Origin of the sequence: Kitasatospora sp. NPDC059648 (assembly GCF_042734825.1) — a bacterium.
Lineage (GTDB): Bacteria > Actinomycetota > Actinomycetes > Streptomycetales > Streptomycetaceae > Kitasatospora.
Genome location: NZ_JBHWDU010000024.1, coordinates 87,063 through 99,852 on the forward strand (window position 1 = coordinate 87,063; position 12,790 = coordinate 99,852).

The window sequence follows — 12,790 nt, forward strand, 5'->3', positions numbered from 1 at the left end:
GCTCGCTATGCTGCTGGCATGCAGGCCACCGCGTTCACCTTCGACCCCGCCACCCGGGCCGGCTCCGTGCTGCTCGACGACGGGACCCCGGTGCCGTTCGACGCGGCCGCCTTCGAGGCCGGCGGCCTGCGGCTGCTGCGGCCCGGCCAGCGGGTGCGGATCCGCACCGAGGGCACCGGCGAGGCCCGCCGGGTGGTCTTCGTGACCCTGCAGACCTTCCCCGACCCCGCCGAGGGGCGCTGACCCCGCCGGGTACCGGCTCCCCCACCCGATACCGCCGATACGCCGACACCGGCGGCACCGGCGTTCTCGCTGGTCCCGCGGTTCTCCGCGCCCGGCCGACGGCTGCCGCCGAATCCTGACTGAGCGCCCGGAAATCGAGAGAGCCGCGGCCACCCGGTCTCCGCGTTCGCGGAAGGGGGTGCCGCGGCTCCTGGCCGAAGGCCGTCCGAGGACGTCGCGCGGGACCTACTTGGCGGAGGTCTTGCGCGCGGTGGTCTTGCGGGTGGCGGTCTTCTTCGCGGGCGCCGTCTTCTTGGCCGTGGCGGTCGCCTTCTTGGCGGTGGCCGTGGTCTTCTTGGCGGCGGCGGGGGTGGTCGCCTTCTTGGTGGCGGCCGTCTTCTTGGTCGCGGTGGCCGTGGCCTTCTTGGCGGCAGCCGTGGTGGTCGCCTTCTTGGTGGCGGTCGCCTTCTTCGCGGCGGTGGCCGTGGTCTTCTTGGCGGCAGCCGTGGTGGTCGCCTTCTTGGCGGCGGCCTTCTTGGTCGCGGCCGGGGCGGCGGCAGCGGTGGCGGCGCGCTTGGTGGCGGCACGCTTGGCGGCCGGGGTCGCGGCGACACCGGTCTTGCCCGGGGTGAGGGAACCCTTGGGGGCCTTCTTCACCGAGGGGCCTTCCTTCGGCAGCTTCTTGCTGCCGCTGACCAGGTCCTTGAAGCCCTGGCCCGGGCGGAAGCGGGGGACCGAGGTCTTCTTGACCTTGACCCGCTCGCCGGTCTGCGGGTTGCGGGCGAAGCGCGCGGAGCGCTCCACCTTCTCGAAGGTGCCGAAACCGGTGACCGAAACCCGGTCACCGGCCACAACGGCACGGACCATGGTGTCGAGCACTGCGTCGACGGCCTCTGCGGCAGCCTTGCGACCGCCCAGCTGCTCGGCCACCGCTTCGACAAGCTGAGCCTTGTTCACGTCTTCCCCTTCGGAAACGGGCGCCGGATGATTCCATCCGTTCTTTTCGCACGTTAGGTATGTATCTGCGGACTTTCAATTACCAAACGCGCGAATCACCCTAGTGTCGCAATGGATTTGCGCGTCCGCGACCTCAGTCGAGCGGCGGGCGCCCCTCGTCGAGGTCATGTACAAAGCGACTCAACCGCCTTGCCGCCTCCGGAAGATCGCGCTTGGCGGTCTCGGTGACGATGAGCAGTTGACGGGTGAGAGCGGTCTTTGCATCGACAGACACGTTCAGCGCATGCACGCGGGCGTGAGCTTGCTTCAACCGCTCGGCCACGAGCGCGTAGAGCGCTGCGACTTCCGGGTCGTCCGGCGCCTCAGCTGGTGTTGCGGAGGTGACGTCCGGCCGATCGTCAATTCGGCGTTCGGATCCCCGGCCCATGGACTCCTCGGACGCGGGTTCGCCGCCCGCGTACGGAGGTTCATGGTGCCGGTGCATGTACTGATTGTGCCATCTACCCGCAGTTGTACTTGCGCGGGGCCCTCTTCCGCAAAGCCGAATGGGCAATCCGGGGAGGGCCCGGCGCTAACTCGTGCTCCGGAACGCCGGATGGCCCGGCCCCCCCGAGGGGGAGCGCGGGCCATCCGGTGGATCGTCAGAATGCTTGTTCTGAGGGGAACTCAGGAGACCGGCAGAGTACGGGGCTTGAACGCCGGACGGGTCGCCTCGTAGGCGGCGATGTCGGCCTCGTTCTGCAGGGTGATGCTGATGTCGTCCAGGCCGTTGAGCAGCCGCCACCGGACGTTGTCGTCCAGTTCGAAGGACGCGGTGACGCCTTCGGCCCGGACTTCCCGCTTCTCCAGATCAACGGTGATCTCGGCCGAAGGGTCACTCTCGGTGAGCGACCAGAGCCGTTCCACGGTCTCCTGGGGCAGTACGACGGTCAGCAGGCCGTTCTTCAGCGAGTTGCCGCGGAAGATGTCGGCGAAGCGCGAGGAGATGACCGCGTGGAAGCCGTAGTTCTGCAGCGCCCAGACGGCGTGCTCGCGGGAGGAGCCGGTGCCGAACTCGGGGCCGGCCACCAGGACGGTTGCGCCCCGGCGCTCGGGCCGGTTCAGGATGAACGACTCGTCCTTGCGCCAGGCTTCGAACAGTCCGTCCTCGAAACCGGATCGGGTGACCTTCTTGAGCCAGTGGGCCGGGATGATCTGGTCGGTGTCCACGTTGCTGCGGCGCAGCGGGACGGCCCGGCCGGTGTGGGTGGTGAACTTCTCCATGGCTCAGGCCTCCACGGCGACGTCGGCGAAACGGTCGGACAGGTCGGACGGGGAGGCCAGGCGGCCCAGGACGGCGGTCGCGGCGGCGACCTGCGGGGAGACGAGGTGGGTGCGGCCGCCCTTGCCCTGGCGGCCCTCGAAGTTGCGGTTCGAGGTGGAGGCGCAGCGCTCGCCGGGGGCGAGCTGGTCCGGGTTCATGCCCAGGCACATCGAACAGCCGGCGTGCCGCCATTCGGCTCCCGCGGCGGTGAACACCTTGTCCAGTCCCTCCTCGACGGCCTGCAGGGCGACCCGGACGGATCCGGGGACGACCAGCATCCGTACCCGGTCGGCGACCTTGCGGCCCTCCAGGACGGCGGCGGCGGCGCGCAGGTCCTCGATCCGGCCGTTGGTGCAGGAGCCGACGAAGACGGCGTCGACGGCGACCTCGCGCAGCGGGGTGCCGGCCTCAAGGCCCATGTACTCCAGGGCGTTCTCGGCGGCCGCGCGCTCCTGCGGGTCGGCGAAGTCCTCAGGGTGGGGGACGTTCGAGCCGAGCGGGGCGCCCTGGCCGGGGTTGGTGCCCCAGGTGACGAACGGGGTCAGCTCGCTCGCGTCGATGAACACCTCGTGGTCGAAGACCGCGTCCTCGTCGGTGACCAGGGTCCGCCAGTACTCGACGGCGGCGTCCCAGTCCTCGCCCCGCGGGGCGTGCGGGCGGCCCTTGAGGTAGGCGAAGGTGGTCTCGTCCGGAGCGATCATGCCGGCCCGGGCGCCCGCCTCGATGGACATGTTGCAGACGGTCATCCGGGCCTCCATCGACAGGCTCCGGATCGCCGAACCGCGGTACTCCAGGACGTAGCCCTGGCCGCCGCCGGTGCCGATCTTCGCGATGACGGCGAGGATCAGGTCCTTGGCCGTGACGCCCTCGGGCAGTTCGCCCTCGACGGTGATCGCCATGGTCCGGAACGGCGCCAGCGGCAGGGTCTGGGTGGCCAGCACGTGCTCGACCTGGCTGGTGCCGATGCCGAACGCCAGCGCGCCGAAGGCACCGTGGGTGGAGGTGTGGGAGTCGCCGCAGACCACGGTGGTGCCGGGCTGGGTCAGGCCGAGCTGGGGGCCGACCACGTGCACGACGCCCTGCTCGACGTCGCCGAGCGAGTGGATCCGGACGCCGAACTCGGCCGCGTTGCGGCGCAGGGTCTCCAGCTGCACCCGGGAGACCGGGTCGGCGATCGGCTTGTCGATGTCCAGGGTCGGGGTGTTGTGGTCCTCGGTGGCGATCGTCAGATCGGTGCGGCGGACCTTGCGGCCGGCCAGCCGCAGCCCGTCGAAGGCCTGCGGGCTGGTGACCTCGTGGAGCAGGTGCAGGTCGATGAACAGGAGGTCGGGCTCGCCCTCCGCGCGCCGCACGACGTGGTCGTCCCAGACCTTCTCTGCGAGTGTCCGTCCCATCGGATTCCCTCCAGCCGGCCGCGTTGCCGGCCTTCTCGTGTCGTCGGGGTCACTGCGTGCGCCGTCCGTGCGGAGCGCGTGCGCGAGACCTGCACGCCGGATCGCTGTCCACGATGCGGACACTCCGAAGAGGTCCGATCCTGGATGTCTCCCGGGCTGCTGCATCCAGAGTGGCGCTTTTCCCGGAAGATTGAACTTGCGTCTCGCGGAATGAGACTGCAGTCTTAGGGCATGGACAACACTAGCGGCGTCGGCGTTCTCGACAAGGCCGCTCTGGTGCTGAGCGCACTGGAGTCGGGCCCCGCCACGTTGGCGGGGCTGGTCGCCGCCACCGGTCTGGCGCGCCCCACGGCCCACAGACTCGCCGTCGCACTCGAACACCACCGTCTGGTCACCAGGGACATGCAGGGGCGCTTCATCCTCGGCCCCCGTCTGTCCGAACTCTCCGCCGCGGCGGGCGAGGACCGGCTGCTCGCCACCGCGGGCCCGGTCCTGACCCACCTGCGCGACGTCACGGGCGAGAGCGCACAGCTCTACCGCCGCCAGGGCGAGATGCGGATCTGCGTAGCCGCCGCCGAGCGGCTCTCCGGCCTGCGGGACACCGTCCCGGTCGGCAGCACCCTGCCGATGAAGGCCGGCTCGGCCGCCCAGGTCCTGCTGGCCTGGGAGGAGCCCGAGCGGCTCCACCGCGGCCTCCAGGGCGCCCGCTTCACCGCCACCGCGCTGAGCGGCGTCCGGCGGCGCGGCTGGGCCCAGTCGATCGGCGAGCGGGAGCCGGGCGTCGCGTCCGTCTCCGCGCCCGTGCGCGGCCCCTCCAACCGCGTGGTGGCCGCCGTCTCCGTCTCCGGCCCCATCGAGCGCCTGACCCGCCACCCGGGCCGGCTGCACGCCCAGGCCATCATCGAGGCCGCGAACCGGCTCACCGAGGCGCTGCGCCGGAGCTGACCCGGCCGACTCCCCCACCCATTCCGTCCCCCACTCCCCCACCGAAAACGAAAGGGCCCCGCTCGACTCCGAGCGGGGCCTTCGAAAGCATTCCGGGGGCAGAACCAAAAAGACCCCGCCGGGCGGGGCCTTTCATTTACTGGCTGGGGTACCAGGACTCGAACCTAGACTAAATGAACCAGAATCACTCGTGCTGCCAATTACACCATACCCCAACACAAAGCAAGGGCCGATGGGCGAGCCCATCGGCTTCCTGCTCTGAAGTACCCCCGACCGGATTCGAACCGGCGCTACTGCCGTGAGAGGGCAGCGTGCTAGGCCGCTACACAACGGGGGCTTGGGTCTTCATTTGTACTGCGGTCCGACCGTTGCCGATCGTACAGCGCTGGGGTACCAGGACTCGAACCTAGACTAACTGAACCAGAATCAGTCGTGCTGCCAATTACACCATACCCCACCAGAGTTGAACCCCGACGAGGGCCTTCTCAGGTGTCGCGCCTCTCGGTCGGTCCCGTTCCGAGGGGCTTTCGCTCCCTCGTCCGTTCCCTCCCGGGCGGCGCAGAAAGAACATTACCCGACGTCTGCCCTGGCTCCAAAATCGATAACCGCAGGCAGCGGCCGGGAGGCCGTCCGATGGCTCCCGGGTGCGCCGCGGGCCCGGCACGGAGCCGGGCCCGCGGGCTGCTCGGCGGCCCTTCCTGACGGTCTCAGGCGGCCGGCAGGGCGTCCAGGGCGGAGCGCAGCCGGCGGAGCGTCTCGGGGCGGCCGAGCAGTTCCATCGACTCGAACAGCGGCGGCGAGACCCGTCGGCCCGTGACGGCCACCCGCAGCGGCGTGAAGGCGAACTTGGGCTTGATGCCCAGCCCCTCCACCAGCGCCTCGCGCAGCGCGGCCTGGATGGGCTCGGGGGTGAACTCCGCGAGCTCCTCCAGCGCCTTGACGCTGGCCTCCAGCACCGGGCGGGCGTCGGCGGTCAGCACCTTGGCGGCGTCGTCCGGGTCGACGGTGAAGTCGGCCGGGTCGACGAACAGGAAGCCGGCCATGTTCACGATCTCGCTCAGCACGACCATCCGCTCCTGGGTGAGCGGCGCGATCCGGGCGAGCAGGTCCAGCTGCTCGGCGGTCGGCTCGGCCGGCAGCAGGCCGGCGGTCCGGAGGAACGGCACCAGGCGGCGGGCGAAGTCCTCCGGGGCCAGCTTGCGGACGTGCTCGGCGTTGATCGCCTCGCACTTCTTCAGGTCGAAGCGGGCCGGGTTGGCGTTGACCTTGGCGATGTCGAAGGCGGCGACCATCTCGTCGATGGCGAAGATGTCACGGTCCTCGGCCAGCGACCAGCCCAGCAGGGACAGGTAGTTGAGCAGTCCCTCGGGGATGAAGCCGCGCTCGCGGTACAGGTTGAGCGAGGACTGCGGGTCGCGCTTGGAGAGCTTCTTGTTGCCCTCGCCCATCACGTACGGCAGGTGGCCGAAGCGCGGGGTGGTGCCGTTGCCGACGCCGATCTCGGCGAGGGCGGCGTACAGCGCGATCTGCCGCGGGGTGGAGGAGAGCAGGTCCTCGCCGCGCAGCACGTGGGTGATGCCCATCAGGGCGTCGTCCACCGGGTTGACCAGGGTGTACAGCGGGGCGCCGTTGGCCCGGACGATGCCGTAGTCCGGCACGTTCTCCGGCTCGAAGGTCAGGGTGCCGCGGACCAGGTCGTCGAAGGAGATGGTCCTGTCGGGCATCCGGAAGCGCAGGATCGGCTCGCGCTTCTCCAGCTTGAAGACCGCGAGCTGGTCGTCGGTCAGGTCGCGGCAGTGCCCGTCGTAGCCGGAGGGCTTGCCGGCCGCGCGGGCGGCCTCGCGGCGGGCGTCCAGCTCCTCGGTGCTGCAGTAGCAGTGGTACGCGTGGCCGGCCTCGTGCAGGCGGCGGGCGACGTCGGCGTAGATGTCCATCCGCTGCGACTGGCGGTACGGCGCGTGCGGGCCGCCGACCTCCGGGCCCTCGTCCCAGTCGAAGCCGAGCCAGCGCATGGCGTCGAGCAGCTGGTTGTACGACTCCTCGGAGTCGCGGGCGGAGTCGGTGTCCTCGATCCGGAAGACCAGCGTGCCGCCGTTGTGACGGGCGAAGGCCCAGTTGAAGAGGGCGGTGCGGACCAGGCCCACGTGGGGGTTGCCGGTCGGGGACGGACAGAAGCGAACCCGGACGGCCGGGTTGCCCGCGGCGGAGCCGCTGAGGTTTTCACTAGCCACGCTTGATCACCTTGTTGGTGAGAGTGCCGATGCCTTCGATGGAGACGGCGACCTCGTCGCCGACGTTGAGCGGGCCCACCCCTGCGGGCGTGCCGGTGAGGATGACGTCGCCGGGCAGCAGCGTCATGGCCTCGGAGATGTGGACGATCAGCTCGGCGACCGAGCGGATCATCAGGGAGGTGCGGCCGGTCTGGCGGAGCTCGCCGTTGACCGTGCAGGTGATGGCGAGGTCGCCCGGGTCGAGGTCGGTCTCGATCCACGGCCCCAGCGGGCAGGCGGTGTCGAAGCCCTTGGCCCTCGCCCACTGGCCCTCGCGCTGCTGGACGTCCCGCGCGGTGACGTCGTTGGCGCAGGTGTAGCCGAGGATCACCTCGGGCACCCGGTCCAGCGGCACCTCGCGGCACATCCGGCCGATCACCACGGCGAGTTCGGCCTCGTGGTGGACGTCCGAGGAGAACGGCGGGTACGCGATGTTCTCGGTCGGGCCGATCACCGAGGTGGAGGGCTTGAAGAAGGTGAGCGGGACGTCCGGGACGTCGTTGCCCAGCTCGGCCGCGTGCGCCGCGTAGTTGCGGCCGACCGCCACGATCTTGTTGGGGAGCATCGGGCTGAGCAGCCTGACGTCCTGGAATCGATAGCTCTCGCCGGTGGGCTGGGGTTGGCCGAACGGGTGGCCGGCCAGCTCGTGGACGACCAGCGAGTCGGGCTGGGAAGGGTCCCCCTCGACCACGCCGAAGGAGACGCTGCCGGCGGCAGGGCTCCCTTCCCGGACGGAAAACCTGGCAATGCGCACGGCTGGGCTACCCCTCGCTTCGTCGGCCGCCCGGGGCGCCCCCGGGCGCTGCTCGGGCGCCTCGCCCGCACCGGGCGCGGCCCCGTCAATCGACGTCCAGGCTATCGCGTGGGGCCCCTCGCGACCGCTTTGCCCCTGTTCACCCCGGTTGGGGAGGACCCGCCCCGGGCCGCCGGTCCAGGAGCGGCCGGAGGCGAGCGGGCGAGCAACGACCGAGGGCGCCGTGGACCACGGCGGTGCGGGTCCACGGCGCCCTCGGCGGAGCGCTGGCCGGATCAGTCCAGGACGGTGACGACCGGGGCGACCATCAGCTGGGTGCGGCGCGGGTTGGCCGTGACGGCCGGCAGCTCCGTGCCGTAGGTGACGACGTCCTCGGGCTTGCGGGCACCCGGGATCTTGCTGAAGTCCTCGACCGAGGCCAGCGTGGTCCGGCGCGGGTTCGCCGTCGAGCGGCAGGACAGCGTGGACTTGGTGGCCTTCTTCGCCAGGGACATCGAGAGCACCTCGTGGTCGTGGCCGGGCGGACCGCCAGGGATCTGCACCGGCCGGAGTGATTCCGATTGATTCGGAGGGGTTCTGGGCAGGCTGATCAGGGCCGTGCTCCGGAGACAGCCAGGTTACGAGATCTCATTCCACAGACGCCGTGACCAAAGCTACACATTCGTCTGTGACATTGCTCACAAATTGATGCGCAAATCACTTATATCCGACATTCCGCCGCACCGGAAATTCCCGACATTCCACGCGGAACGGTTATTCCGGCAGGTCTGCGACTCTTTTCGATCTCGGGCTACGTTGGCATGTATCCGGCGAGTGTCCGAAAAAGGTGGTATTCCGGTCCGGTTACCCCACAGTCAGTGAGACCCCGCGTGCGTTCGGTAGTACCCGGCGGTCGGTTCCGGCGGCCCTTGTTGGGATTCCCTCGCTGTGCTGGAATGCCACGGACCGTGGGTAGGGAGCAGTCCACCCCGGCGACCCGCTCTCCCGGACCGGCCGGGGTGCGGATGGAAACTCGACACCGTCCAGGCCGTGGCGACGCGGCGGGACGCCCGGTCCAGAGGTTGCGACGCCAGTGCAGGGACGTTTCAAAAGGGGTAGCGGCGCCGCGGGTGACCCGGAGTCGCGCGAGCCTGTGGCAGCCCCTCAGCAGGCGGCGGCCGCCGGTGGTCCGACCGACCCGATGGCGCCCGAGGCCCCAGGCCGCCCGGAGGATGACGGCCAGGAGCGCAAGTCCGCCCGGGACAAGCTCCGGACGACCTTGACCAGGCGCCGCGCCACCGGTCTGAGCCGGCTCGCGATGCGCAACTGGCGCATCCGCACCCGACTGATCGCCCTGCTCGCGCTGCCCGTCCTGGTCTCGCTGGTCCTCGGTGGGCTGCGCATCCAGACCTCGCTGGAGAACTCGCAGCAACTCGCCCAGATGGCCAACCTGTCCGACCTGGCCAAGAAGGCGACCAACCTCGCGGACGCCCTGCAGACCGAGCGCGACATCAGCGCCGGCTACATCACGAACAAGCCGAACGACCCGCTGGACGACGAGATCGTCGCCGCCCGCAAGGCGACCGACGACCTCAGCCGCACCTTCACCACCTCCTCGGACAAGTTCGAGAACCTCGAACTCTCCGGCGGGAAGGCGCTGCTGTTCCAGATCCGCAAGGACCTGAACTCGATCGCGGACGCGCGCAACACGCCGTACCAGAACAACCAGAACATCCAGGCGACGATCACCGCGTACGACGTGATCATCCGCGACCTGCTGGACATCACCCAGGACATCGCGCTCGCCTCCGACAACAAGGACCTGCTGGTCTCCACCCGCGCCCTGCAGCAGTTCTCGCTGGCCAAGGACGCCACCTCCCAGCAGCGCGCGCTGATCAGCGCCGGTCTGGCCAATCCCAAGAGCCCGGACCTGAGCGCGAGCGACGAGTCCTTCGGCATCCGCCTGCGCACCACGTACGACAACGCGCTCAACGGCTTCAACAACATCTACTCCGCGCACGACCTGGACAACCTGCGCGGCCAGCTGAGCTACAACACGGTGATCGCCGAGGCCGACCGCTACTCGCGCTCGATCCTCCAGCCCGGCGGCATCCACCAGACCGAGCCGGTCACGTACAAGGACTGGTACGAGAAGGCCAGCACCAAGATCACCGCCGAGCGCCGGATCGAGTCCAAGCTGATCGAGGACCTCGACGGAAAGGCCCAGGACCTGCAGTCCCAGGCCGACACCGAGGCCCTGATCATCGGTGCCGCCGTCGCCCTGACCCTGCTCGTCGCCCTCGGCGGCGCCGGTCTGATCGCCCGCTCGATGGTGCGCTCGCTGACCCGTCTGCAGACCGCGGCCGAGGACGTCGCCGAGCGGCGCCTGCCCGAGCTGGTCAAGACGCTCTCCGAGAGCGACCCGCACGACGTCGACACCACGGTCGAGCCGGTCGCCGTCGACTCGACCGACGAGATCGGCCACGTGGCCCACGCGTTCGACATGGTGCACAGCGAGGCCGTCCGCCTCGCCGCCGAGCAGGCCCTCCTGCGAGGCAACATCAACGCGATGTTCACCAACCTCTCGCGCCGTAGCCAGGGCCTCATCCAGCGCCAGCTGTCGCTGATCTCCGAGCTGGAGAGCCGCGAGGCGGACCCGGACCAGCTGGCCAACCTGTTCAAGCTGGACCACCTCGCGACCCGCATGCGCCGCAACGGTGAGAACCTCCTCGTCCTCGCGGGTGAGGACCCGGGCCGCCGCTGGACCCGCCCCGTCCCGCTGGTCGACGTGCTCCGTGCCGCCGCCTCCGAGGTGGAGCAGTACGAGCGCATCGAACTCGCCGCCGTGCCGTCGGCCGAGGTCGCCGGCCGCGTCGTCAACGACCTCGTCCACCTGCTCGCCGAGCTGCTGGAGAACGCCACCTCGTTCTCCAGCCCGCAGACCCGCGTCCGGGTCACCGGTCACGCCCTGCCCGACGGCCGGGTGCTGGTCGAGATCCACGACACCGGCATCGGCCTCAGCCCCGACGACCTCGCCGACATCAACGAGCGCCTGGCCAACCCGCCGACGGTGGACGTCTCCGTCTCCCGCCGCATGGGCCTCTTCGTGGTCGGCCGCCTGTCCCTGCGACACGGCATCCGGATCCAGCTGCGCCCGAGCGACTCCGGCGGCACCACCGCGCTGGTCATGCTCCCGGTCGACGTCACCAACTCCGCCGAGCGCCGGGCCCCCGGCCGTGCGGGCTCCGGCGGCCCGGGCAAGCAGCAGCGCGGGGTCGCCCCGACGCCGCGTCAGCAGCGCCAGGTGCCGCCCGGCCGTCAGAACGGTCCGGCCGCGCTCGGCCAGGGTCCGTCCGGCGGTGCCCCTCAGGGCGGCCGTCCGCAGCTCGGCCAGGGCGGTCCCGCCGCCCCGGCCGCTCCCGCGGGCCCTGCCGCGCCGACCGGCCCGGGTGCGCCCGGCGGCCGCGCCGGCGGGCTGGGCGGACTGCCGACCCGCAGGGTCGGCCAGTCGCTGCGCGAGAACCCGATGTCGGCGGGCCAGCAGGAGCAGGGCCGCGGCCAGGGCGCCGGTCTGCCCGGCCGGCGCGGCCAGGGCCAGCAGGCGCCCGGCCAGCCGGGACAGCCGCAGCCGCAGCCGCGCCAGACCCAGCAGGCTCCGCAGCAGCAGGCCCCGCAGCAGCAGGCTCCGCAGGGACAGCCGCAGCAGTCGGCGCAGGGCGGTCTGCCGCAGCGCGCCCCCGGCCGACAGGGGCCGCCGCAGGGCGGCCCGAACGGTCTGCCGCGCCGTGGCCAGGGCCGCCCCGGCCAGGAGCGCCCGCGCCCCGACGCCGGTCCGGGTGCCCCGGTCCCGCAGACCGGCGAGCAGCCGCAGCACGGCCGTCCGGGCGGGCCCGGCGCCCCGCAGCAGGGTGCCCGTCCGGGCAACCGTCCGCAGGACGGCCTGCCGCAGCGCGCCCCCGGCCGTCAGGGCCCCGGTGCCCCGGTCCGTCAGGGGCAGGGCCCGCAGGGCCAGCCGGGCCAGCGCCGCCCGCAGCAGCCCGGTCCGAACGCGCCGCAGCAGGGCCGCCAGCAGCAGCTGCCCCCGCAGCAGCAGCCCCAGCCGCTGCCGTCGGCCGAGCCGGCGCCGGCGGAGAGCACCCAGCAGTTCGCCCGGCCGCGCTTCGAGGCCAGCCAGATCGACCCCCGTGACCCGCTGGGCCTCGGCCTGGTGGAGCCGGTGCTGCCGAACGTGCCGAACCCGGCCCAGCCGCAGCCGGTCCAGCAGCAGGCGGTCCAGCAGCAGCGGCAGGAGCCGATGGCGCTGCCGACCGGTCCGTCCGAGGCCACCGGCCAGCAGCCCTGGTACCCGCAGCAGGCCGAGGGCCCGCAGCAGGCCCGGCCCCGGCCGTACCAGCCGCGTCGGCCCGGCACCACCGCGCCGGAGTTCCAGCAGGAGGACCGGCCGCAGCAGGCTCAGCCCCAGGCCCCGCAGCAGCAGGCCCCGCAGGGCCAGCCGCAGCCGGGCGCCGGTGACGCGCCGTGGCGCCCGTCCGCGAACGACGAGCGCTGGCGCCGGGCCGAGCAGGTCCGCGAGCCCTCGACCAGCGGTGTCACCATGTCCGGCCTCCCCCGGCGGACCCCGCAGGCCAACCTGGTCTCCGGCACCGCCGAGGCCTCACCGCTGACCGGTCCCCAGGTCTCCCGGGCCCCCGAGGAGGTCCGCGGCCGCCTGACCAACCTGCGCCGCGGCATCCAGCAGGGCCGCCGGGCCGGGGCCGAGCAGGCCGCCAACCCGCCGGGCTTCCAGCATGGTGCCCAGCCGTCCGGATTCGATAGTTTCGGTGGCCGGACCGACGGCAACGGCGCAGATCACCAGGAGCGTTGAGTTGAACCAGATGAGCCAGGCCGCACAGAACCTGAACTGGCTGATCACCAATTTCGTGGACAACACCCCCGGGGTGTCCCACACCGTGGTGGTCTCCGCGGA

General features: G+C 71.3%; 10 protein-coding genes, 3 tRNA genes and 1 pseudogene. 4 read left to right on the forward strand and 10 right to left on the reverse strand.

Annotated elements, in window-relative coordinates:
* The first annotated feature begins 18 nt into the window (after positions 1 to 18).
* A complete protein-coding gene (locus ACFV1W_RS17190; protein ID WP_380417334.1) occupies positions 19 to 243 on the forward strand; it encodes a hypothetical protein in 225 nt (74 codons plus the stop codon).
* Between the two features lie 225 nt (positions 244 to 468).
* Here the strand turns inward: ACFV1W_RS17190 and ACFV1W_RS17195 are convergent, their stop codons facing one another.
* The 4 genes from ACFV1W_RS17195 to leuC form a co-directional block, all read right to left on the reverse strand.
* On the reverse strand, positions 469 to 1,179 hold the full coding sequence (locus ACFV1W_RS17195) for an HU family DNA-binding protein (protein WP_380417335.1): 711 nt from the start codon (positions 1,177 to 1,179) through the stop codon (positions 469 to 471).
* 133 nt (positions 1,180 to 1,312) lie between these two features.
* The gene (locus ACFV1W_RS17200) at positions 1,313 to 1,663 is read right to left on the reverse strand and encodes a hypothetical protein (RefSeq protein WP_380417337.1); all 351 of its coding nucleotides are present in this window, start codon (positions 1,661 to 1,663) and stop codon (positions 1,313 to 1,315) included.
* Between the two features lie 182 nt (positions 1,664 to 1,845).
* On the reverse strand, positions 1,846 to 2,442 hold the full coding sequence (leuD, locus tag ACFV1W_RS17205) for a 3-isopropylmalate dehydratase small subunit (RefSeq protein ID WP_380417339.1): 597 nt from the start codon (positions 2,440 to 2,442) through the stop codon (positions 1,846 to 1,848).
* Positions 2,443 to 2,445: 3 nt separating this feature from the next.
* Positions 2,446 to 3,876, reverse strand: coding sequence for a 3-isopropylmalate dehydratase large subunit (gene leuC, locus ACFV1W_RS17210; RefSeq protein ID WP_380417341.1), 1,431 nt, complete (start codon positions 3,874 to 3,876; stop codon positions 2,446 to 2,448).
* A gap of 231 nt (positions 3,877 to 4,107) precedes the next feature.
* On the opposite strand from leuC, the gene ACFV1W_RS17215 reads away from it, so the two are divergent.
* Positions 4,108 to 4,821 (forward strand): IclR family transcriptional regulator, encoded by a 714-nt coding sequence (locus ACFV1W_RS17215; RefSeq protein ID WP_030246527.1) that lies wholly within the window; start codon positions 4,108 to 4,110, stop codon positions 4,819 to 4,821.
* Between the two features lie 140 nt (positions 4,822 to 4,961).
* On the opposite strand, the gene ACFV1W_RS17220 is transcribed toward ACFV1W_RS17215, so the two are convergent.
* From ACFV1W_RS17220 to ACFV1W_RS17245, 6 genes are all read right to left on the reverse strand, one after another.
* Positions 4,962 to 5,036: transfer RNA gene (locus ACFV1W_RS17220), tRNA-Gln, on the reverse strand.
* Between the two features lie 49 nt (positions 5,037 to 5,085).
* Positions 5,086 to 5,158: transfer RNA gene (locus ACFV1W_RS17225), tRNA-Glu, on the reverse strand.
* Between the two features lie 48 nt (positions 5,159 to 5,206).
* Positions 5,207 to 5,278: transfer RNA gene (locus tag ACFV1W_RS17230), tRNA-Gln, on the reverse strand.
* A 250-nt stretch (positions 5,279 to 5,528) separates the two neighbouring features.
* On the reverse strand, positions 5,529 to 7,052 hold the full coding sequence (gene gltX, locus ACFV1W_RS17235) for a glutamate--tRNA ligase (protein ID WP_380417343.1): 1,524 nt from the start codon (positions 7,050 to 7,052) through the stop codon (positions 5,529 to 5,531).
* Positions 7,045 to 7,845 carry a fumarylacetoacetate hydrolase family protein gene (locus ACFV1W_RS17240; RefSeq protein ID WP_380417345.1) on the reverse strand — a complete coding sequence of 267 codons (801 nt, stop codon included), beginning with the start codon at positions 7,843 to 7,845 and terminating at the stop codon, positions 7,045 to 7,047. The genes gltX and ACFV1W_RS17240 overlap by 8 nt, the downstream gene beginning before the upstream one ends.
* Before the next feature lie 275 nt (positions 7,846 to 8,120).
* Positions 8,121 to 8,387, reverse strand: coding sequence for a hypothetical protein (locus tag ACFV1W_RS17245; protein ID WP_380417347.1), 267 nt, complete (start codon positions 8,385 to 8,387; stop codon positions 8,121 to 8,123).
* Between the two features lie 590 nt (positions 8,388 to 8,977).
* Between ACFV1W_RS17245 and ACFV1W_RS17250 the strand changes: the two genes are divergently transcribed.
* Together ACFV1W_RS17250 and ACFV1W_RS17255 are read left to right on the forward strand one after the other, a co-directional pair.
* Entirely contained in the window at positions 8,978 to 12,688 is a 3,711-nt protein-coding gene (locus ACFV1W_RS17250) for a nitrate- and nitrite sensing domain-containing protein (RefSeq protein WP_380417349.1), read from the forward strand.
* A 10-nt stretch (positions 12,689 to 12,698) separates the two neighbouring features.
* Positions 12,699 to 12,790, forward strand: a pseudogene (locus ACFV1W_RS17255) (roadblock/LC7 domain-containing protein); the annotation flags it as partial.